The organism is Natrononativus amylolyticus, assembly GCF_024362525.1.
GTDB lineage: Archaea > Halobacteriota > Halobacteria > Halobacteriales > Natrialbaceae > Natrononativus > Natrononativus amylolyticus.
This window is the reverse complement of the sequence record NZ_CP101458.1, coordinates 203,103-224,856: the sequence shown is the minus strand read 5'-3', so window position 1 is coordinate 224,856 and position 21,754 is coordinate 203,103. Positions and strand designations below refer to the sequence as shown.

Below are 21,754 nucleotides of genomic sequence, written 5' to 3'. Positions count from 1 at the left end.
CCGGCGGTCGGCCGTCGCGCGCGGGGAGAGACGCGCCGCGGGTGTGAAAGACCCGCAAGGTTTTTCTCGAGACCGGGCGACTCTCGAGTATGGCATCCGAATCCCACGACCGTGCCAGCACTGCCCGCCAGCGTCCGCAGCCGCGCTCGGGATTCGGCTTTTTTAGCGTGTAGGTGCGGTGGAGTCTCGAGTCCGCGCCGGACCGGGAGGAAACCGACCGCGCGATCGACGCCGAACGGACGGTCCGCGTCGACCGCTTCGACAGTATCGGAACCGCTAACTGACCGACACGCAGCCTTACGAACAAGCGAATGCAACTGCCACAACCACAGGTCGCGGTCATGGAGACCGCGAGCGCGGACGAGGCCCAGTCCGTCGAGGCCCTCGCTGCGGCGACCGACCTCCCGCCGGAGACCGTCACGGGCGCGGTGTTCGAACTCGAGGAGGCCGGCCTGGTCGCCGTGGACGAGCGCGTCGACGAAACGATCTCGCTCACCGAGGAGGGCGAGGAGTACGCCACTGAGGGACTGCCGGAGGTCCGGCTGTACGAGGCCGCCCTCGAGGCCGGCGCCGACGCCGATCCCGTCTCGATGGGGCGGGTGATCGGCACCTCCGGACTCGGCGGCCCGCAGGTCGACATCGCGCTCTCGAACTACGCCCGGAAGGGGTACGGTGCGATCGAGAGCGGCGAACTCTCGGCCGACCGGGACGCCGATCCGGCGGCCGACCCGGAGGCGTCGGCACTCGAGACCCTCGCAGCGGGCGAGGGCGCGGCTGGAATCGACGAGGAGACGATCGACCAGCTCGAGCGCCGCGGGCTCGCCGAGCGGCGAGAAGCCACAACCCGAGAAGTGACGCTGACCGACGCCGGCGTGACGGAGCTGATGGCGGGCCTCGAGACGGCCGAAACCGTCGGCCAGCTCACCCCCGAACTGCTCACGAGCGGCGAGTGGGCGGACGTCGAGTTCGCCGAGTACAACGTCGAGGCCGACGCCGAGTCGGTTTCCGGTGGAAAGGTCCACATCCTCCGTCAGACCGCAGATCGCGTGAAAGACGTCCTCGTCGGGATGGGCTTTCAGGAGATGGAGGGTCCCCACGTCGACGCCGACTTCTGGATCAACGACTGTCTGTTCATGCCCCAGGACCACCCCGCCAGGACCCACTGGGACCGGTTCGCCCTCGAGAACCCGACCCACATCGACCACCTCCCCGAGGACCTCGTCGAACGCGTCGAACGCGCTCACCGGGAGGGCGTCGGGGAAGACGGCGAGGGCTACCACTCGCCGTGGGACGAGGAGTTCGCGCGGGCGCTCGCCCTGCGCGGGCACACGACGTCGCTGTCGGCGCGGTACCTCTCGGGAACCGAGATCGGCGAGATCGAGCCGCCCGCCCGGTTCTTCAGCGTCGAGAAGGTGTACCGCAACGACACGCTGGATCCGACCCACTTGCTGGAATTCTTCCAGATCGAGGGCTGGGTGATGGCGGAGGACCTCTCGGTTCGGGATCTGATGGGCACCTTCGAGGAGTTCTACGCCCAGTTCGGGATCACCGACATTCGGTTCAAACCCCACTACAACCCCTACACGGAGCCGAGCTTCGAGCTGTTCGGTACCCACCCGACCACCGGCGAACTGGTCGAGATCGGCAACTCGGGTATCTTCCGCGAGGAGATGCTCGAGCCCCTCGGGGTAGAGTGCGACGTGATGGCCTGGGGACTCGCCTTAGAGCGGCTGCTCATGCTGATGTACGGCTTCGAGGACATCCGCGACATCCACGGCACGCTCTGCGACCTCGAACTGCTGCGGGAAACGGAGGTGACCTACTGATGCCAACCGTCGACATCCACCCCGACGAACTGCGCGAACTGACCGGCCACGACGAGAAGGGCGACGACGAACTGATCGACGACCTGTTCGCGCTCGGCCTCGAGTACGAAGGGGAGACGGAAGACGGCGAGTTCGAACTCGAGTTCGCTCCCGATCGCCTCGATCGGCTCTCGGTCGAGGGCGTCGCCCGCTCGCTTCGCTACCAGTACGGCGATTCGCGCGGGGTGTACGTCCCGAAGACGAACGCCCCCGACTGGACGATCGTCGTCGACGACTCGGTGCCCGACGAGCGCCCCTACGTCACCGGCGCGGTGATCCGCGACGTCGACCTCGACGAGGAGAGTCTCGACTCGTTGATCCAGCTCCAGGAGAAGCTGCACGCGACGATGGGCCGAAAGCGCGCGAAGGGCGCGATCGGGATTCACGACCTGACGATGTTGAAGGGGCGCGATGCGCTACGCGCATCGGAAAACGCGAGCGGCGACGAGCCGCGAGCGAGCCCCGCGACGGAGGGGACCCCCACCATCGAGTACGTCGGCGTCGAACCCGACGGAGACCGGTTCGTCCCGCTCGACTCGGATTCGGAGCTGACGCCGGCGGCGGTGCTCGAGGAACACCAGACCGGCAAGACGTACGCCGACCTCGTGGGCGAGTACGAGCGCTACCCGGCGATTTACGACGACCTCGGGCTGTTCTCGTTCCCGCCGGTGATCAACGGCCGCCGCACCGAAGTAACGACGGACTCGCGGGACCTGTTCGTCGAGATGACCGGCACCGACCAGTGGACGATCGACAAGATGCTCACCATCGTCTGCTACGCGCTCTCCGCGCGCGGAGCGACGATCGAGGAGGTGACGGTCGAGTACCCCGACAGCAGGGCCGGCGAGCGTGAACTCGTTCGACCGGACCTCTCGACGAAAACCAAGATCGTGAGCCACGACCGCATCGAGACGCTGCTCGGAGTGGACTTCGATCCCGAAGAGGTCGTCGACCTCGCCGAGCGATCGGGGCTCGACGCGGAAACCGTCGAAGCGGACGACGGCGGCGCGACCTACGAGATGACGATCCCGCCCTACCGCGTCGACGTGCTCCATCCGCTCGACCTGATCGACGACCTCGGGCGGGCCTACGGCTTCAACGACCTCGAGCCGCGCTACCCCGACGTCGGCACCGTCGGCGGCCGCCACGAGCGCAGCCGCCTCGAGGACGCTGCGCGCACGGCGCTCGTCGGACTCGGCTTCGAGGACATGCTGAACTTCCACATGATCAACGAAACCGAGAACTTCGACCGGATGGGGCTCTCTCCGGACGAGGGCGCCTACGGCGCCGGCGAGCCGGCGGTCATCAAAGAGCCCTACAGCGAGGACTACACGATGCTGCGAACCTGGGTGCTTCCCTCGCTGTTGATGGTTCTCGAGCGAAACACCCACCGCGCCTATCCGCAGCACCTCGCGGAGATCGGGTTCTCGGCGCGCGTCGACGACACGGAGAACACCGGCGTCGGCGAGAGCCGCCACGTCTCGGCGGCCCTCGCGAGCCACGACGCCGCTTACGAGGACGCCAAAGCGCGACTCCAGGCGATCGCCCGGAACTTCGGCGTCGACCTCGAGACGCCCCCCACGGAGCACCCGACGTTCATTCCGGGTCGAACGGCGGCGATCGTCATCGACGGCGAAAAAGTGGGCGTCATCGGCGAGGTCCACCCTGAAGTGCTCGTCGAGCACGACCTCGAGGTACCCGTGGCGGCGTTCGAGTTCGACCTCGGAGCACTTCGATAGCGCGCGAGCAGTTTTTACTGGCGACGTGAGCGCGTCGCGACTCGGTGGGCGACCGTTCGGCGGCGCGTCGACGTCGACCAGGGGTCGTGACTATAATTCATACCGAATAGTAAAATGAACGGGCAGTGTACGGTGAAGTATGACAATCGTCGCTGCCGTCGATAGATCCGAGCGCACACACGACGTCGTCCGCGAGGCAGAACGACTCGCCGAGGCGTTCGGCGACGACCTCCACGTGATTCACGTGCTTACCCGGTCGGAGTTCGTCGATCTCGGACAGACGTCGGTCGAGAGCGGCGAGTCGATCGATATGAAACGGGTCCGGGCGGTCGCCCGCGAGTTCGCCGACGAGGCGGTCGGCGATCGGACGCTCGCGGTGCCGGTCGAAACGGTCGGGTTGATGGGGGACCCGGCGTCTCGGATCGTCGAGTACGCCGACGACACGAACGCTCGCTATCTCGTCGTCAGCCCCCGCCGGCGGTCGCCCGCGGGAAAGGCCGTGTTCGGAAGCGTCGCCCAGTCGGTGGTGCTCAACGCGGAGTGCCCGGTAGTGTCGACGCTCGCCGAGTGAGACGGTCTGCTGTGTCGATGTCCCGGCGCGACCGCGAACTGCACTGCGGGTGCGCCGGAACAGAGGTGGTGTTAGAATTCGTGTTCGACTTCCTCTTTGTCGGCTTTCTGGATGATGATTTTGCCATCCCGGACGCGGACGAAGACTTCGTCGCCGATATCCATACCCGCGACTTCCAGTTCGTCCTCGTGGAGGTTGAGGTGGACGTTGTGGTAGTTACCGTCTTCGTCTTTCGCACCGCTTGGACTCAACTTCTTTTTCCGTACCATCGCGGGATTCTACCACGACCTTCGCCGTAGGATATACTTAAGTGTTTTCTACGTCACAAGCCGTGAGGGTTACTCCCACGAAGAAGGGATCGGATCGGAAACGGTGTCTACCGACGACTGCGTCCATGAGATGGTGTGACGAACCCACTTAAAGATACCGACGCAGTCGGTCGGTTTTGGGGGATATCTTTATGTCGGACTATGTGCTGAATTGGCATGGAGGGCGAAAATCATGGTACGTGAAGATGGTAAGCGAAACTTCGCACTGCGCGAATCGAACGGTGACGAGTCGAGCGTCTTCTCGGGGAACACGCCCCGACAGGCAGCGCTGAAGGCGGCTCGGCGCCTCGAGCCCGGTTCCAGCGAGGATGCGGCCGACCGCGTCGAACTGCGACTCCGCGAGAAGGGAACCCAGAAGGTCCACATCTACGACGGCTGGGCCTGGGAGGAGACCGCGCCGGACGACAAACCCGACTGGATGCCGAGCGACATCACCGAGGCGAACGTCTCGAAGAAGGGAATCGAACACCTAGACGAGTGAACCGTCGCCGAGCGACGTTTTCTGCGCCAGCAGTAGCAGCGTCTGTGCCGGGACCTCGTTTCCACCAGCGGAGCCGACGCGCCCCCTCGCTGCTCTCGACGCGTTTTTCCGCGAGAGGGTTCTACAGGGTGCCATGATCGCAGTCACGCTCGGTCCCACGGGCACGTACTCACACCGGGCGAGTCGCGCGGTAGCCGACGAGATCGAGTTCCGACAGTCGGTGACCGAGATCGTCGCCGCCGTCGCCTCCGGCGAGTACGACCGCGGGATCGTCCCCGTCGAAAACAGCATCGAAGGAAGCGTCACCGAGAGTCTCGACGCCGTCGCCGAGTACGACGTCGCCGTCGTCAAGGAGATCGTCACCCCGATCAGACACGCGCTGCTCGCCCAGCGCCCCGAGGTAGAGACGGTCGCCAGCCACTCCCAGGCGCTCGCACAGTGTCGCAGCTACCTCGAGAGCGAGTACCCCGACGCCAGCCTCGAGGCGGTTACGAGCACGGCCCGCGGCGTCGAGCGCGCCCGCGAGGATCCCACCGTCGCGGGGATCGGCCACCCCGGCAACGCGGGCGACGACCTCGAGGTGCTGGCGGCGGACATCCAGGACCAGACGTCGAACGCCACGCGCTTTTTCGTGCTGGCGCCCGTCGAGGAGCGCTCGGAAGCCGGCGGGAAGACCTCACTCATCGTCTACCCCGACGCGAACTACCCCGGCCTGCTGCTCGAGTTGCTCGAGCCGTTCGCCGAGCGGGACATCAACCTGACTCGCGTCGAGTCACGCCCCAGCGGCGAGCGCCTCGGCGACTACGTCTTCCACATCGACGTCGCCGCCGGCCTCTACGAGGAGCGAACCCGGAACGCCATCGCCGACCTCGAGTCGATCGCAGAGCTGGGGTGGGTGCGGCGACTGGGCTCGTACGACACCGAACACGTCGTCGAGTGATCGGCGTTCTGTCGTCTCCTGCCGGGCAGATTTTATCTCGCTCGAGTGCGTAGCGGGCGATATGCGACGAAATCCGTTCGACGAACTCGAGGAGATGCTCGACCGCCTCGGCCGCCAGGTAGAGGAAGGAATGGGGACGGGCGGCTTCCCGCCGACGGGATCGGTCGCCGTCGATGTCGCCGACGCCGGCGACGAGTACGTCGTCACCGCCGACCTCCCGGGGTACGAAACCGAGGAGATCGACCTCACGCTGGCGGAGGGGACGTTGAAACTCGAGGCGGACCGAACCGAGGAGAGCCTCGACGAGGACCGCGAGTACGTCCGGCGCGAGCGCAGCCACCGATCGGTGAGCCGACGGCTGCGCCTGCCGGAGCCGGTCGACGAGGAGGGCGTGACGGCCCAGTACAACAACGGCGTGCTGACGGTGACGCTGCCGAAAGTCGAGGGGCTCGACGACTCGAGACGAATCGACATCGAGTGAGTCACGACGATCCGTTTTTTCGAGCGCCCCGCCGGGCGGATCGGCGCGCTCGGTGATAGATGTATAGAAAGCTATACGGGCGCGTCCCGTCCAGGGACAGTATATAATGAGTGAGACGGGATACGACCACGCGGCGGTCGAACGACGGTGGCAGGAAGCCTGGGACGAGGCGGGAGTCTACCGGACGCCCGACGACGCCGAGGATCCGACGTACGTCCTCGGGATGTACCCGTACCCGTCGGGCAAACTCCACATGGGCCACGTCAGGAACTACACGATCACGGACGCCTACGCCCGCTACCGGCGAATGTGCGGCGACGAAGTCCTCCACCCGATGGGGTGGGACGCCTTCGGCCTCCCGGCCGAGAACGCCGCCAAAGAGCGCGACACCAACCCGCGGGACTGGACGTTCGACTGCATCGAGACGATGCGCGGCCAGATGGAGTCGATGGGCTTTGGCTACGACTGGGAGCGCGAAATCGCCACCTGCACCCCGGAGTACTACCGGTGGAACCAGTGGCTGTTCGCCCGCTTCCACGAGGAGGGGCTGGTCGAACGCCGCGACGCCGAGGTCAACTGGTGTCCCCACTGCGAGACCGTTCTGGCCGACGAGCAAGTAGAGGGCGAGGCCGAACTCTGCTGGCGCTGCGATACGCCGGTCGAACAGCGCGAACTCGAGCAGTGGTTCCTGCGGATCACCGAATACGCAGACGAACTGCTCGAGGCCATCGACGACCTGGGGGGATGGCCCAACTCGGTGCGCCAGATGCAGCGCAACTGGATCGGCCGCCAGGAGGGGACCGAACTCGACTTTTCGATCTCGGGTCACGGCTCCGTCAGGGCGTTCACCACCCGCGTCGATACCATCTACGGCGCGACCTTCTTCGCGCTCGCGCCGGATCACCCGATCAGCGAGGCACTGGCCGAAGAAGACGAGGACGTCAGCCACTTCGTCGCGGAGGAGGCCGACCCCGACGGCGACGAGCCAAACGGCGTCGCGACCGACCTGACCGCGACCAACCCCGCGACGGGCGAGGAGATCCCCGTTTTCGTCGCCGACTTCGTCCTCTCGGACGTCGGCACGGGCGCGCTGATGGGCGTTCCCGGCCACGACGACCGCGACCACGCCTTCGCCTCCAAGACGAGCGTCGACATCACCCCCGTCGTCGCACCCGAACCAGAGGAGTGGGACGGCGAGTCGATCCCCGAAGCGCCGGACGTAAGCGAGGGGGCGTACACCGACGACGGCGTGCTCGTGAACTCGGGTGAGTACTCCGGTCTCGAGAGCGAGGTCGCCCGCGAGCGACTCACCGACGACATCGAGAGCGCCGAGTGGACCACCCAGTACCAGCTGCGCGACTGGGGGATCTCCCGCCAGCGCTACTGGGGGACGCCGATTCCAGTGGTTCACTGCGAGGAGTGCGGTCCCGTCGTGGTGCCCGCCGAGGACCTGCCCGTCGAGCTACCCGAGTTCATCAACACGACCGGCAACCCGCTCGACGCCGCCGAGGAGTGGAAGGAAACCAGCTGTCCGGACTGCGGCGGCCCCGCAGAGCGGGAGACCGACACGATGGACACCTTCGTCGACTCCTCGTGGTACTTCCTGCGGTACGTCTCGCCGGACCTCGAGGAGGCGCCCTTCGACACGGAGCGGGCGAACGAGTGGATGCCCGTCGACCAGTACGTCGGCGGCATCGAACACGCCGTGATGCACCTGCTGTACTCGCGATTCTTCACGAAGGTGCTGGCCGACCACGAGGGTCTCGCACACCGCGAGCCGTTCGAGAACTTGCTCGCCCACGGGATGGTCCAGCTCGAGGGCGAGAAGATGTCGAAGTCGGTGGGGAACGTCGTCTCTCCCCAGCGGATCGTCGAGGAGTACGGTGCGGACACCGCTCGGCTGTTCATGATGCAGGCCGCACAGCCGGACAAGGCCTTCGACTGGAGCGAGGACGGGGTTCGTTCGACCCACGCCTTCCTGACACGGCTCGCGAACCTGATCGGGTCGTTCGAACCCGGCGGGGAGGACGCCGTGGCCGCGTACGTCGAGAGCGAGATCGACGCGACGGTCGCCATCGCCACCGACGAGTACGACGACCTGCGGTTCAACGACGCCCTGCGGGAGGTCCAGGAGCTGGTCGGCACCCTTCGGAGCTACGCCGACTACACCGATCCACGGCCGGAGACGTTCGAGCGCGGCCTCTCTGCCGTCGTCCGCCTGCTCGCGCCCGTCGCGCCCCACATCGCCGAGGAGCTGTACGACGACCTCGGCGGCGAGGGGTTCGTCGTCGACGCCGACTGGCCGGCCGCCGAGGCCGACCGCGAGTTCGTCGAGAAGCGCCGCAAGCTGGTCGAGAACACCCGCGAGGACGTCCGCCAGATCGTCGACGTCGCCGGCATCGACGATCCGAAAGGAATCGACGTCGTCGTCGCCCCCGACTGGAAGTACGACGCCCTCGAGATCGCACTCGAGAGCGACGCGCCGAACCTGATCGGCGAGCTGATGGGGGAGTCGCACATCCGCGAGCAGGGCGACGCCGCCGCGAGCTACGGCCAGGATCTGCAGGCCGAACGGGAGGCGCTGACCCGGTCGCTCCCGCCCGAGGCGGAACACGAGGCCCTCGAGGCCGCCGCCTGGCTGCTCGAGCGGGAGTTCGACGCGCCCGTCAGCGTCGTTCGCGCCGACGGGGTCGACGAGAGCGTGCTGAAGAACGCGGCGCCCGGTCGGCCCGCGATCGAGATCGAGGACTGATCGCGGCTACCTCCGCTGGCGGTACCCTCCGATCGAAGCAACGGTTTCGTGACCGTCACGCGTGGTACCAGCAGACGCCCACTTTATTCTCGTACCCGTCGTACGGACCCCATGAGCCGCGCGGAGACGGCAGGAGAGGAGGACGAATCGATCCCCAGGGAGGCGCTCCGGACGGTTACGCCGCCGTACGGCGGCCGGGTCAACCCGGAGATGGACGTCATCGGCTGGGGGATCTTTCTCGGGTTGCTCGTGTTGCTCCTGCCGCTCCTGCCGGTCGCGATCGCACTGTGGCTGATCGTTCGACTGCTCGACCGCCTCAGCGGCGGATCGGAATGAGCGGGACCCTCGAGTGTCGAGTCGGCGACGCCCTCTCGGGGCTGCCACACCCGCTCTCGATGACGTGGCTCGACGGGGCGTTCCTCCACTGGCCGTTCGAACCGGACGCCGTCCGGCGGCTGGTCCCCGACGAGTTCGACGTCCAGACCCGCGACGGCTCGGCGTGGGTCAGCCTCGTCCCGTTCGTCCTCGCTCGAGCCGGCCTCCGTGGATCGCCGCGGGCGGCCCGCTGGACGGGACCGGAGCTCAACGTGCGAACGTACGTCAGCGCCGACGGGATCTCCGGGCTGTACTTCCTGCGGATCGACGTCGCCAGTCCGTGGGTCGCCGCGCTCGGCCGGGGCGTGGCCGGCGTCGACTGCCGGCACGCCCACCAGCACGTCGAGGCGGCCGGCGACCGGGTCCGATTCTCGAGTGCGGGAGCGGACGGCACCGGGCGGTTCGTCGCGACCTACGAGCCCGCCGGACCGGCCGCCCGCGCCGACCCCGGCTCGCTGGAACACTGGCTAGTCGAGCGACGACAGTTCCTCTCGCGGCGGGGCGCCCGCGTGCTGGCCGGCGAGATCGCCCACGAACCCTGGCCGCTGCGCCCCGCGACCGTAGAAATCGAGGAGAACGACGTGTTCGAGGCGGTCGGGTTGCCGGAGCCGACGGCAGGGCCCCGGGCGCAGTTCTGCGGCCGACTCGAGCTCACGGGCTCGCTCGTCCGCCCGCTCTGTCTCGAGCGCGAGGGTTACTCGAGGCCGAGGAGGTCGAAGGGCGAGCCGTTGTCGTGATCGCTCGCGTAGCTGTAGACGACGTGGGCCGCGGCGACGTCCTGGATCGCGAGGCCGGTCGAGTCGAAGATCGAGATTCCCGTCTCGGCGGTGCGACCCGCCTTCTCGCCGACGACGATCTGGCCGATCTCGCCGTAGATGTCGTCGTCCGTCAGCACGCCCTCGTTGTAGGGAACGTTCACCTCGCCGGAGTGGGTACACTGCTCGTGGTCGTCGATGACGATCGTCGCCGCCTTCAGGAGGGCGTCGGCGAGTTCGTGTTTCCCCTCGGCGTCGGCACCCATGGCGTTGACGTGGGTGTGATCGGCCACGTCCTCGAGTGAGACGATCGGCTCTTTGACCGGAGTCACCGTCGAGAGCACGTCACAGTGGCCCGCTTCGGAGATCGAACCCGCGCGGACGTCGAACTCGTCGCCGTAGGCGTCGATGAACCGCTGGACGCGCTCGTCGTCGAGGTCGCTCACGACGACCTCTTCGATCGGACGGATCTCGCTGATCGCGTCGAGCTGGGTGTACGACTGGACGCCCGCGCCGACGATGCCGAGGCTGGTCGCGCCCTCGACGGCGAGGTAGTCGGTGGCGACGGCCGCGGCGGCACCGGTTCGCTTCATCGTGAGTTCGGTGCCGTCCATCACCGCGAGCGGGAACGCCGTCTCGGGGTCGGAGTAGATCATCGTCCCCATCACGGTCGGCAGGTCGTGCTCGCGGGGGTTGTCCGGGTGGACGTTAACCCACTTCAACCCGGCGGCGTCCCAGTCGCCGGCGTCGAGGTACGCCGGCATCGACCGGAAGTCGCCGTTGTACTGCGGCAGGTCGATATAGGACTTGGCCGGCATCTGCGCGTCGCCGCGCTCGTAGGCGGCGAAGGCGTCTTCGACCGCTCGCACGACGTCTGCCATTTCGGCGTTCGCGTCGACGTCCCCGCTGTCGAGAAGTAACGTTTGCATAGCCGCGAGTTTTGCGGGTCGCTACTTAGTTTATCTGTTTCTCGCGGCCTCCCGGGGCGGTCTATCCCCTGCATCGAGCGGAGAACCGCCCCCGACACGTCCGCAAACCACACCGATTTAACCTGCGCCGTGGAACCGGGACCGTCCGAATGCGGTTACTACAACTGTACGTCGACGAAGACCGCCGCGAGGACGTCCTCGAGAGCTGTGAGTCGCTCGGCCTCGAGTGTTTTCTCGTCGACGAATCGGGGAGACAGGGTGGCGCGATCGCGTACGTTCCGGTGCCGACCGGCGCCGTCGACGGCGTGTTACGAGAGCTCCGGGAGCAGGGTCTCGACGAGGAAACCTACGTCGGGATGGTCAACATGGAAGGGGCGATCGGCGTCGAAGCCGACGAGATCTCCGGCCGGTTCGCCGAGGGGCCGCGGAATCGACGGGGGATCACCCACCGCGAACTCCGCGCGAAGGTGAAAGACCTCAAACCGGGCAGGGTCTCCTACACGGCGTTCGCGGCGCTCGCCGGCGCGGTCGCCACCGCCGGACTGCTGTTGAACTCGGCGATCGTGATCGTCGGGGCGATGGTGATCGCCCCGTTCGTCGGCTCGCTGATGGCCGCCAGCGTCGGCGCGGTCGTCGACGACGACGAGATGTTCGTCGACAGCCTCGTCACGCAGGTCATCGGGCTGTCGTCGGCGTTCGTCAGCGCGCTCGGCGTCTCGCTGCTCGTCCAGTACACCGGAACGGTGCCGCCCTCGATCGTCGTCGCCCGCATCGAACAGATCGGGCTCTTCCAGACGCCGAACGTGCTCGCGATCACCATCGCGATCTGTGCGGGGGCGGCCGGAACGCTCGCGCTCGCGGAGGACCTCTCGACGGCCGTCGCCGGCGTCGCGGTCGCGGCGGCGATCGTCCCGTCGGTCGCGACCTCCGCGATCGGGCTCGCCTGGGCCCGCCCCCAGATCGCCCTCGGCGCTCTGGTCCTGTTGCTCGTCAACGTCGTCGCGGTCAACCTCACCGCCTACGTCGGGTTCTACGCGCTCGGCTACCGGACGGCGCTGCTCGACTCGGTGCGCGACGACCTCTCGCTGTCCATCCAGACGGGCGCGTACGCCTTCGTCGCCGGCGTGTTCGTCGTCGTCGTCGTCCTCACCGTCTTCGCGACCGCACAGCACCTCACGTTTCAGAACACGGCCCAGGCCGAGATCGAAGCCGCCCTCGAGGATCCACAGTACGAGGAGCTCGAACTGGTGTCGGTCTCCTCGGAGTACACCAGCCGCGGGATCTTCGACGACGACCAGATCGTGACCGTCACGGTCGCCAAACCAGCCGACGAGGAGTACCACGGCCTCGAGAACGATCTGCGGGATCGGGTTGTCGACGAAACCGGCGAGGAGGTCATCGTCGAGGTCCAGTTCGTCGACTACCTCCAGTCCGACGGCGACCGGGGCGAGGAAGCGGAGGTCGCGGACGGCCGAGTGACTCTCGAGACGACCGCTGACGGGGCGACGGCGTCGCTCGTCGCCGTTCGGTAGCGAGACCGGACGGCGGCGCAGTCTGGATCTCGAGACACACCACCGGAGAGCGCGGTAGTGTGAGAGCAACGGCTCGAGGGCGCGATCGCCGCGGTCCGAAAGAACGAGCGTCGTCGACGCTGATGGGTGTCGGATGGCCGATTGGGCCTGCTCACGGACGCGTAGCGCCCGTTCGCATACTCGAGGCCCGGCTTCGCCGCACCTCGCCTACATCGCGCCGCCCATGCCGCCCATGCCGCCCATGCCGCCCATGCCGCCGCCGCCCGGCGGCATGTCCATGTCGTCCTCGTCGTCGTCGCCCGTTTTGCCGCCCTTGAGTTCGCCGGCGGCGATCACGTCGTCGATGCGGAGCAGCATGACCGCGGCCTCGGTGGCGCTCTCGATGGCCTGGCTCTTGACGCGCAGGGGCTCGTAGACGCCTTCGCCGCCCATGTCGATGGTATCGCCCGTGTAGGCGTCCAGTCCCGCGGCGGTGTCGCCGCCGTCGTGGGCGCTGCGAAGCTCGACGAGCGAGTCGATGGGGTCGAGACCGGCGTTCTCCGCGAGGGTGCGGGGGACGACCTCGAGGGCGTCCGCGAACGCCTCGATCGCGAGCTGCTCGCGGCCGCCGACGGAGTCGGCGTAGTCGCGCAGGGCGAGGCTGAGTTCGACCTCGGGTGCGCCGCCGCCGGCGAGCACCTTCCCGTCCTGGATGGTCGTGCGGACCACGCCGAGGGAGTCCTCGATGGCGCGGTCGACCTCGTCGATGACGTGCTCGGTGCCGCCTCGCAGGATCAGGGTGACGGCCTTGGCATCCTCGACGTCCTCGACGAAGATGCGCTGGTCGCCGGCGATGTCCTTCTGGGCGACGCTGCCGGCGAAGCCGAGGTCGTCTTCGGTGATGTCCTCGACGTTCGAGACCGGGCGGGCGCCCGTCGCGCGGGCCAGCCGCTTGGCGTCGGAGGACTTGACGCGGCGGACCGCGATGATGCCCTCCTGGGCCAGGTAGTGCTGGGCCATGTCGTCGATCCCTTTGTCGACGAAGACGACGTCGGCGCCGACGTCGACGAGCTGGTCGACCATCTCCTTGAGCTGGGCCTCCTCCTGCTCTAAGAACTCCTGGAGCTGGTCGGGGTCGGTGACGTTAACCTCGGCGTCGATCTCCGTCTCCTTGATCTCGAGGGCGCCGTCGACGATGGCGACGTTGGCGTCCTCGGCGAAGTACGGCATGTTCTCGGAGACGCGCTCCTTGTCGACGATGACGCCCTCGACGAGTTCGGAGTTGTCGATGCTCCCACCGACGACCTTCTCGACTTTGACGTTGTCCGTGTCGATGCCCTCCTCGTCGGCGACCGTCTGGACCGCGCGGACGACGAGCTCCGCGAGCAGATCGCGGGCGTTCTCGGCGCCCTTGCCGGTCATCGCCGTGGCGGCGATCTGGTGGAGGATCTCGTCGTCGTCCTCGCCGACGTCGACGGAGATCTCTTCGAGGGTTTCCGTGGCCTTCTCGGCGGCCTGGCGGTAGCCCTGGGCGAGCGTGGTGGCGTGGATGTCCTGCTCGAGCAGCTCCTCGGCGCGCTTGAGCAGTTCACCGCTGACGACGACGGCGCTCGTCGTGCCGTCGCCGACCTCGTCCTCCTGGGTTTCGGCGACTTCGACGATCATGTTCGCCGCCGGGTGGTCGATGTCCATCTCCGAGAGGATGGTGACGCCGTCGTTGGTGACGACGACCGAGCCCGTCGAGTCGACGAGCATCTTGTCCATCCCCTTGGGGCCGAGCGTGGTGCGTACGGCTTCCGCGACCGCTTTCCCGGCGGTGATGTTCATCGACTGTGCGTCTTTGCCGGAGGTTCGCTGGCTATCCTCCGAGAGAACGATAAGGGGCTGGTTACCCATCTGTTGTGCCATAGTCAGAGATAGATTGATTGGTATTCTATATAAAAGCTGCGGTATGCGCCACGGTAAACCGCAACACGAGAGCGTGGTCGCCAGTCTGGTAAATCCTACCACAGCGTGTTTTATAGGTCACCGGTCGCGGTAGTCGTCGCGAAGCGACACACCACGCTCGAGGGGAGTGTGGCGCCGAAAACCCTACGGGGAGTACGCGGTCAGGACTGGCCGCCGGGGAACCGGTGGTACTGCATCCCCTGGTGTTTCATTTCGTTGTGCCGTTCCTCTAAGAACGAGTACACCGCGCCGTGGGGCGCGCCGTCTAAGAGCATCTCGGCGGCCGTTCGAGCGGCGTCGACTTGCGGCGGCGTGCCGATGATTCCGAGCGTCGAGCCGTAGATGACGACCGAGGCGCCCGAGAGTTCTTCCATCAGCTCGCGGGTTCGGCCACCCTCACCGATGAGTCGGCCCTTCTGTCGCTTCATGTCGTTTTTGTTCCTCGAGGCCGCGTCGATGTCGACCAGGTCGAACAGCATCATGTCGTCGGCCAGAAGCGCCATCGCGTCTTCCGGGGCGAACCCGCGTCCGATCGCACGGACGATCTCCGGCCCCTTGAGTCCGCGAACGGGGTCGCCGACGGTCTCGACGGCGACGGAGCCGTTCTCCGAATCGATGTCGAGTCGCACCTCGGCTTCCGCCTCGATCTCGCGCATCGTCTCGCCGCCCTCGCCGATGAGAACACCGATGCGGTCCTGCGGAATCTTCACGTGCTGCATGGCCAGAACTACTTGCTCAGGAGGGTTAAGCCCTTGGTCCGCAGGATCAGGCTGAGAATCTCACCCGCGGACCGACCGGAACCGGACCGTCTCCGAGCGCGTGTCGAGAACCGCCACCGTCCGATGGTCGTCCTCGACCGTCGGGAACTGTGCGCCCGGGTTGAGGAGAGTCGTCCGACCGATCTGCTCGCGTTCTCGTCGGTGGTGGTGGCCGTAGCAGACGTAGTCGTACGACTCGCCCTCCGCGATGGCGCGGACCTCCGCCAGCGACTCGCCGTGGAGGGCCGCCAGCGAGAGCCCGTCGAACTCGAGGTCTGCGAAGCGGCCGTGGAGTTCGCTCTCGCGTCCCAGGTCGGCGAACGCGGCCTCGAGGCCCGACACCTCGCCGTCGTTATTCCCCAGTACTCCATGGAGTTCGAACCCATCGAACAGCGAGATCACGGGCGGGGCGACGTAGTCCCCGCAGTGGACGACGATTTCGACGCCATCCTCCTCGAAGAGCTCGACCGCTCGCCTGGTCGCGTCGACGTTGTCGTGGGTGTCCGCGATGAGACCGAGTTGCATGCGTGTCGGCGCGTTCGGGAGCACCAAGAGTGTTCTGACGGTGGCGGTTCCGCGCCGAGCGACGGCCGCCGACTGTCGGCTACGCGGGCGAGCCGGCGGCTCAGTGCGTCGCCGGTTCGACGTTCACGTTCGACCGGAACCGGTTTCCGGGGTCGTACGTCGCCTTGACCGACGCCAGCCGATCGTAGGTTTCGTCGCCGTAGACCGCTCGAGCCAGCGCCTCGCCGTCCTCGCCGAAGCCGGGGAAGTTGAGGTAGACGCCGCCCGCGGTGAGCCCGCGCAGGTCGGCCCACGTCTCCCGCACCCAGGCGACGTTCGTGTCGTCGTCGGCCGGCTCCTCCCAGATGCCGTCGATGCTCAGCATGTACTCGACGTCGCGGTGGCTGTACGCGGTCGCCAGTTCGTCGACGTCTGCGATCGCCCCGCCCATGTGCCGGAGGATCATGAGCACGCGCGGGTGGGGTCGCTCGCGTCCGTGCTCAGCCATGCGATCGACGAACTCGTCGGTGAGCGCCTCGACGTTGATGGACTTCCAGTAGTAGCGGTCCCCCTCGGGAACCGCCGCGTCGAGGGCGCTCTGGGCGACGACGTACGGCATCCTGGCGCTCAGGTCCATCGCGGGTTCGGCGAGTTCCTGGAGCGGTTTCAACGCCGCCGCTGCCTCCTCCTGGGAGCCGGCGTACAGCCCCGACGCCAGGACGACGGGGTCGTCGTGGGCCTCCGTCGGGAGTTCCGGCAGTCGTGGGACACCCCAGATGGCGACCATGCTCGAGACCTCGTCGGGCGCCGTCTCGGTGTACTCGCGCCACGCGCGGATGACCGCCTCGGCCTCCTCGAGGTCGTACGCGGTGGTGACCTGCAGAACCTCGGGTCCGACCGGGTGCAGTTCGAACTCGAAGGCGGTGACGACACCGAAGTTGCCGCCGCCGCCCCGCAGCGCCCAGAACAGCTCCTCGTGGTCGTCCTCGCTGGCGGTCAGAAACTCCCCGTCGGCGGTAACGACGTCGATCGAGCGGAGCGCGTCGCAGCTCAGTCCGTACTTTCGGCGAAGCTGGCCGACCCCGCCGCCGAGCGTGAGTCCCGCCACGCCGGTTTCCGAAACCTCGCCGCCGGGGGTCGCCAGCTCGAACACCTGCGTCTCCCAGTCGATGTCGGCCCAGGTCGCCCCGCCACCGACGCGTACGCGGCGTGCGTTTGGGTCCACGCGCACCCAGTCGATGTCACGAAGGTCGATTACGACGCCGTCGTCGCAGACGGCCGTCCCCGCGACGTTGTGGCCGCCGCCCCGGACCGACACCGGGAGGTCGTGTTCGGCGACGAAGTTCACGGCCGCGACGACGTCGCCGACGCCCGCGGCGCGGACGATCGCCGACGGGTACCGGTCGACCATCCCGTTCCAGACCGCGCGCGTATCGTCGTAGGCGTCGTCCTCCGGGAGTACGAGGCTGCCTCGAAGTCCGAGCCGTAGTTCCTCAGCCGCTGCGGGTAGGTCAGCCGGTCGCTTCGCTCTGGTCTCTTCCATGATGGTTGGTACCACTGCACACACCATAACTGAATGTGGAATATACCCTGATCCCGATCCCCGAGAGAAACGGCGAGAACGACCCTCGAGAAACCGTCGCTACGGAATGCGCGGGACGCCCGCGGCTTCCAGGGCCACCCGTCGTTCCGCCGCCGTCAGCCGGTAGGGCTCGAGTTCGGTTTCGAGGTCACCCAGCGCCGCCCGCCGGCGCTGGTGAGCCGCCAGAAACTCCGTGATCCGCTCGATCGCGTACGTCTTGAGGTCGCCGCTGAGCAGTTCCCCCGAGCGATACTCGCGCTCGAGGTCGGCGAGGCGGTCGTCGTTCGGTTCGAAGAAGAATCGGAGGTACTGGAACGGGACGTCGACGGACGGGTCGCCGCCCCGTTCGTGGTGTTCCTCGAGCGTCGCCCGCCCGCCGCTGTAGGCGTGTTCGCGGATCGTTTCGGCGACGGTCTCGGGATCGTCGGTGAGTTCGATCGAGGGCGCGTCGCCCGAGGAGCTCATTTTGCCGGGTCCCGCGAGGCTCGGGAGGAACCGGCCGAGCAGCGCCCCCGGCTTCTCGACCGGCAGGGCCTCCTTCGCCGCCACGTCTCGGCAGACCCGGACGTGAGGGTCCTGGTCGACGGCGATCGGAACCAGGGTCGGCTGGCGACCGGCGACGAGTTGCGGGAGCAGGAGATGCGCCGCCTGGACCGCGGGGTAGAACTGCAGGCCGACGGTGTCCTGCGTGCCGTAGACGGCCTCGACGGTGGCGGGCGTGAGGTGCTTCGCGAGGCGCACCGCGAGCGGGTAGATCACGTCCGCGTCGGCGGTGTCGACCACGATCCGGGTGCGCTCGGGGTCGAAGCCGACCGCGAGGACGTCGCGAAGGTTGTCCCGCGCGTGCTCGCCGATTTCCTCGAAGGACTGCTCCTTCGCGAGGAACTTCTCGTCGTCCGACAGCGGGACGTACACCGTCGCACCGGTCTCGTCTTGCAGGCGCTTCGCGAGGTACAGCGGGAGCACGTGGCCCAGATGCATCGGTCCCGAAGGGCCGCGGCCGGTGACGAGCGTGTGGGGATCGCCCGCCCCGCTCGCCTCGAGGTAGCGATCGACGCCCCGGCCGGCGTAGAAGGTCCGGCGGCGGAGCAGCGGGTGGTCCGGCAGGCGGGCGATCTGCTCGTCCGTCAGGGGATCGGCGCCGAAGCGCTCGAGGAGCTTTTCGTAATCCACCTCGCCCGAGACGGCGTAGGGCGTGACGGAGAACCCCTCCCCGTCGGCGGGGGGTGTCCCGTCGCTCGAGGGGCGGGACTCGGGCTCCGTTTCGGTCGGCTGCGATTCGGTCGTGTCGTTCGTGTTCGTCATTCGTGTGGAATTCGGTGAATCCTGTCGCTTTCGGGCGGTTCCGAGGGGAAGAACGAAGGGAGCGGTCGCCGCCGCGCCCGACGGGTTAGGCCGCGTCGCGCGCACCGACGACACTGTCCGCTCTCGAGGACGGCTGCGGGCGCCAGGCGAGAGCGGCTCTCATTACCGGATCGTTTCGGCCGCGCGGCAAAGAGCGTTTCGCGGGGTCAGGGACACTCGAGGGCGACCCAGTCGTCGGCGTCCACGGACGCCGTGGCGCGAGAGGGGATCTCGCCGGGTTCACCCGCCCGGTAGACCGTCCCTCGCTCCGCCTCGAGGAAGTAGTGGGCGACGGATTCCGGTCTGTGCTCGACCATATCGTGGACCTCCCCGAGGAGGATTCGCGCGAACAGCGGCTCGTCTCGCCCGTCGATCCGAAACTGACTCGTCCCGAGCTCGTAGTAGAGGTCCGCGACGAGCGCGTCGTCCTCCACCCGCCGCTCCGCGCCCGACTCGAGGGCCTCGTCGATGGCCGTCGTGATCGGATCGGGCTCGAGGGCGGGTTCGCCCGCGTCTACCCGGGGAGCGTTCTCGACGGATTCGCCCGGCCACAGTTCGAGGTCGTACTCGAGGTCCGCGAGCGGCCAGACCCCGACGTCGACGCGAACGCCGGCGGCTCGCTCGACGGAGCCGACGGAGCGGACGGCGGGTTCGTCGTCGCTCGAGCCCTCTTCCGCGTCGTCGGCATCACCCTCGGTGTCGGCGCTTCCGTCTGACCCCCGCGCGGTCCGTGCACGGGCGAGTTCGAGGCGCATCGCGTACGACCGCCCGCTCGAGCGGGTCAGCGCCGCGGGAAACTCGAGGTCGGCGACGGGACAGCCGACGGACTGGAGCGACTCCGGGAGGTCGACGAAGTCCTCGTCGGGGGTCGACGACGGAACGGCGTCGTCGACCTCGAAGGGGTCGCGGTCCGGGGTCGCGTCGTCGGCGAGGTCGGCACAGCCGGCGAGGAGGAAGGGACCGGAGGCGGCCAGCAAGTGGCGGCGGCGCATAGTCGTCGGTTTTCCGAGAGCGACAAGTACCTGGCGGCCGGCCGGCCGCGACCGGCACTCGCGTTTCCGCCGCTCTAGGTCGCGGGCGTGACCGGACCTCGTCGGACGGGTCCCGCCACCCGTCGGGCGAGAGTGACCCCGCGGTTCGTACTACCGCCGCGAGCGGCCGGGACGATCGGTTTCCGTTCGGGGAGACCGCCCCGGGGTTCGCGGGGGATCGGGGGACGCGGACGAGCGGCCCCTACGAGGGGTGCTGGTGGCTGATCCGCTCGCCGACCCGACCGGGAACCGGCGTGCCGCAGTCGCGGCACGTCCAGTGGCGCCTCGTCGCGCCGTCGCGGACCTCGAGATCCTGACGGAACCGGATGGTGGCGCCGCAGACGCAGCGGTGGCTCGTCGGGGACATCGAAGACGGGTACGACCCGGAGGTCCATAAATCGCGGTCGTCCGGTCAGTCTCGCGAGGGGTCGGGTTCGGGATCGGTGACGAACTCGAGGAGGTCGTCGTCGCTCACCTCGAGGCCCTGACGGCGGAAGAAGGCGGCGACGTTGTGGCAGTCGCGCTCTAAGAACGTGCGGCTGTTGGGGTGGTGGACGGTCACCGCCTGCCCGAGGTCGATCACGACGAGCTGGCCCTCGTGGAAGACGACGTTGTACTCGCTCAGGTCGCCGTGGATCAGCCCCGCCGAGTAGAGTCGCCGCATGTACTCGCGCATGACCTCGTACGCCGTCTGCGGGTTCTCGACGTGGACCTCCCCGAGGCGCTTCGCCCGGCCCTCCTCGTTGCCGATGTACTCCATGACGAGGACGTTCCGCTCCGCGGCGATCGGCTCCGGCGCGCGAACGCCGGCCTTGCGCGCCCGCTCTAAGTTGGCGAGTTCCTTCTTCACCCACGCGAGGACGACGTCCTTTTTCTTTCCGCCGAGCCCCTCGAACCGGGGGTCGCCCTCGAGGTACTCGCGCATCTGTCGGAAATTCGAGGCGTTGATCCGGTAGACCTTCACCGCGACCTCGCGGTCGTCGCCCAGCGCGTGGTAGACGTTGGCCTCCTTTCCCGTCGAGATCGGCCCGCCGAAGGCCTCGACGTGGCCGTCCTGGACGAGCTTGTACAGCGCCGCGAAGGTGGCGTCGTCGAACACCGACTGCTCGACTTTGAACTGATCGGCGTCCTTGATTCGGGCTTCGAACTGCTCGAACTCGCGGTCGCGCTTTCGGGCGATGCGGTCGGCCTCCGTATCGGAGACGTCGATCTCCTCCCACTCGTCGCCCGGAACGTCGGCCTCCTCGAGGTCGACCAGACCGTACTCCGATCCCGTGTCCATCTGATCGCGTCTACGATGCGAGGGTGGGTAAAGACTGGGTATCGTTCCCCGCCGTCAGCGCGGTACCGGTGGGCCGGCGTCCCGATCCGACGAACCCTTTTGTCGCTGCCCGCGGTACGCTCTCCATGAGCGAGCCGCCCGACCGGGGGCAAGCGACAGGGTGCGAGCGATGACCCGCCACGAGGTCACCCTCGAGTGGCCCGACGGCCGCAGCCGGACCGTCGCGGTCGAGCCGTCCGAAACGGTGCTCGAGGCGGCGCTGCGCGAGGGGGTGCGGCTCCCGTACGACTGCCGGAAGGGGACCTGTACGACTTGCGCGGGACGGGTGCTCGCGGTCGAGGACGACGCCCTCGACGTCGCGGACGCCGTCGACTACCGGCGACCGCCGCGGGCGCTCGAGGCCGGTGACCTGACGGACGGCTACGCGCTGCTCTGTATCGCCCTGCCGCGGTCCGACTGTCGAATCGCGGTCGGACCGATGATCCGCAGCGAACTCGGTGACAGCCCGTGGAGCCGGTGAGCGGCTTCCGACGGCCGAACCGCCTTCAGTAACGTTAACGGAGACGAACGGGTATCTC

General features: G+C 67.7%; 21 protein-coding genes. 11 read left to right on the top strand and 10 right to left on the bottom strand.

Annotated features, from left to right (window positions below; genetic code table 11):
* Nucleotides 1-311: 311 nt before the first annotated feature.
* The 3 genes from pheS to NMQ11_RS01090 all read left to right on the top strand — a co-directional run bounded on the left by pheS (nt 312) and on the right by NMQ11_RS01090 (nt 4,175).
* Nucleotides 312-1,826, top strand: a complete 1,515-nt coding sequence (gene pheS, locus NMQ11_RS01100) for a phenylalanine--tRNA ligase subunit alpha (RefSeq protein ID WP_255169545.1) — start codon at nt 312-314, stop codon at nt 1,824-1,826.
* Complete coding sequence (gene pheT, locus NMQ11_RS01095) at nt 1,826-3,604, top strand: phenylalanine--tRNA ligase subunit beta (protein WP_255169544.1); 1,779 nt, start codon at nt 1,826-1,828, stop codon at nt 3,602-3,604. Before pheS ends, pheT begins: the two co-directional genes overlap by 1 nt.
* Nucleotides 3,605-3,743: 139 nt before the next feature.
* Nucleotides 3,744-4,175 (top strand): universal stress protein, encoded by a 432-nt coding sequence (locus tag NMQ11_RS01090; RefSeq protein WP_255169543.1) that lies wholly within the window; start codon nt 3,744-3,746, stop codon nt 4,173-4,175.
* Between the two features lie 71 nt (nt 4,176-4,246).
* On the opposite strand, the gene NMQ11_RS01085 is transcribed toward NMQ11_RS01090, so the two are convergent.
* Entirely contained in the window at nt 4,247-4,444 is a 198-nt protein-coding gene (locus NMQ11_RS01085; protein WP_255169542.1) for a type I toxin-antitoxin system SymE family toxin, read from the bottom strand.
* Nucleotides 4,445-4,676: 232 nt separating this feature from the next.
* On the opposite strand from NMQ11_RS01085, the gene NMQ11_RS01080 reads away from it, so the two are divergent.
* The 6 genes from NMQ11_RS01080 (at nt 4,677) to NMQ11_RS01055 (ending at nt 10,270) form a co-directional block, all read left to right on the top strand.
* A complete protein-coding gene (locus tag NMQ11_RS01080) occupies nt 4,677-4,985 on the top strand; it encodes a non-histone chromosomal MC1 family protein (RefSeq protein WP_255169541.1) in 309 nt (102 codons plus the stop codon).
* A 133-nt stretch (nt 4,986-5,118) separates the two neighbouring features.
* Nucleotides 5,119-5,925 (top strand): prephenate dehydratase, encoded by an 807-nt coding sequence (gene pheA, locus NMQ11_RS01075; RefSeq protein ID WP_255169540.1) that lies wholly within the window; start codon nt 5,119-5,121, stop codon nt 5,923-5,925.
* Between the two features lie 61 nt (nt 5,926-5,986).
* A complete protein-coding gene (locus NMQ11_RS01070; protein ID WP_255169539.1) occupies nt 5,987-6,406 on the top strand; it encodes an Hsp20/alpha crystallin family protein in 420 nt (139 codons plus the stop codon).
* 106 nt (nt 6,407-6,512) lie between these two features.
* Nucleotides 6,513-9,158 carry a leucine--tRNA ligase gene (gene leuS, locus NMQ11_RS01065; protein WP_255169538.1) on the top strand — a complete coding sequence of 882 codons (2,646 nt, stop codon included), beginning with the start codon at nt 6,513-6,515 and terminating at the stop codon, nt 9,156-9,158.
* Between the two features lie 111 nt (nt 9,159-9,269).
* The gene (locus NMQ11_RS01060; protein ID WP_255169537.1) at nt 9,270-9,494 is read left to right on the top strand and encodes a DUF7535 family protein; all 225 of its coding nucleotides are present in this window, start codon (nt 9,270-9,272) and stop codon (nt 9,492-9,494) included.
* Nucleotides 9,491-10,270 (top strand): YqjF family protein, encoded by a 780-nt coding sequence (locus tag NMQ11_RS01055; RefSeq protein ID WP_255169536.1) that lies wholly within the window; start codon nt 9,491-9,493, stop codon nt 10,268-10,270. Before NMQ11_RS01060 ends, NMQ11_RS01055 begins: the two co-directional genes overlap by 4 nt.
* Here NMQ11_RS01055 and NMQ11_RS01050 read toward each other — a convergent pair.
* Entirely contained in the window at nt 10,228-11,217 is a 990-nt protein-coding gene (locus NMQ11_RS01050) for an ornithine cyclodeaminase family protein (protein ID WP_255169535.1), read from the bottom strand. The genes NMQ11_RS01055 and NMQ11_RS01050 overlap by 43 nt on opposite strands.
* 149 nt (nt 11,218-11,366) lie before the next feature.
* On the opposite strand from NMQ11_RS01050, the gene NMQ11_RS01045 reads away from it, so the two are divergent.
* Nucleotides 11,367-12,749, top strand: a complete 1,383-nt coding sequence (locus tag NMQ11_RS01045; RefSeq protein WP_255169534.1) for a DUF389 domain-containing protein — start codon at nt 11,367-11,369, stop codon at nt 12,747-12,749.
* Between the two features lie 207 nt (nt 12,750-12,956).
* Here the strand turns inward: NMQ11_RS01045 and thsA are convergent, their stop codons facing one another.
* The 8 genes from thsA to rio1 form a co-directional block, all read right to left on the bottom strand.
* Nucleotides 12,957-14,624 carry a thermosome subunit alpha gene (gene thsA / locus NMQ11_RS01040; RefSeq protein ID WP_255170916.1) on the bottom strand — a complete coding sequence of 556 codons (1,668 nt, stop codon included), beginning with the start codon at nt 14,622-14,624 and terminating at the stop codon, nt 12,957-12,959.
* A gap of 212 nt (nt 14,625-14,836) precedes the next feature.
* Nucleotides 14,837-15,394: a KH domain-containing protein gene (locus NMQ11_RS01035; RefSeq protein WP_255169533.1), complete on the bottom strand. Its 558-nt coding sequence runs from the start codon at nt 15,392-15,394 to the stop codon at nt 14,837-14,839.
* A 60-nt stretch (nt 15,395-15,454) separates the two neighbouring features.
* Nucleotides 15,455-15,958, bottom strand: coding sequence for a metallophosphoesterase family protein (locus tag NMQ11_RS01030; protein WP_255169532.1), 504 nt, complete (start codon nt 15,956-15,958; stop codon nt 15,455-15,457).
* Between the two features lie 100 nt (nt 15,959-16,058).
* Nucleotides 16,059-17,480: an FAD-binding oxidoreductase gene (locus NMQ11_RS01025; protein WP_255169531.1), complete on the bottom strand. Its 1,422-nt coding sequence runs from the start codon at nt 17,478-17,480 to the stop codon at nt 16,059-16,061.
* A gap of 99 nt (nt 17,481-17,579) precedes the next feature.
* Nucleotides 17,580-18,824: a tryptophan--tRNA ligase gene (locus NMQ11_RS01020; RefSeq protein ID WP_255169530.1), complete on the bottom strand. Its 1,245-nt coding sequence runs from the start codon at nt 18,822-18,824 to the stop codon at nt 17,580-17,582.
* 206 nt (nt 18,825-19,030) lie between these two features.
* Complete coding sequence (locus NMQ11_RS01015) at nt 19,031-19,855, bottom strand: hypothetical protein (protein ID WP_255169529.1); 825 nt, start codon at nt 19,853-19,855, stop codon at nt 19,031-19,033.
* 241 nt (nt 19,856-20,096) lie between these two features.
* On the bottom strand, nt 20,097-20,261 hold the full coding sequence (locus tag NMQ11_RS01010) for a hypothetical protein (protein ID WP_255169528.1): 165 nt from the start codon (nt 20,259-20,261) through the stop codon (nt 20,097-20,099).
* A gap of 45 nt (nt 20,262-20,306) precedes the next feature.
* The gene (gene rio1, locus NMQ11_RS01005; protein WP_255169527.1) at nt 20,307-21,176 is read right to left on the bottom strand and encodes a serine/threonine-protein kinase Rio1; all 870 of its coding nucleotides are present in this window, start codon (nt 21,174-21,176) and stop codon (nt 20,307-20,309) included.
* A 169-nt stretch (nt 21,177-21,345) separates the two neighbouring features.
* Between rio1 and NMQ11_RS01000 the strand changes: the two genes are divergently transcribed.
* Nucleotides 21,346-21,696 carry a 2Fe-2S iron-sulfur cluster-binding protein gene (locus NMQ11_RS01000; protein ID WP_255169526.1) on the top strand — a complete coding sequence of 117 codons (351 nt, stop codon included), beginning with the start codon at nt 21,346-21,348 and terminating at the stop codon, nt 21,694-21,696.
* The last annotated feature ends 58 nt before the right edge of the window (nt 21,697-21,754 follow it).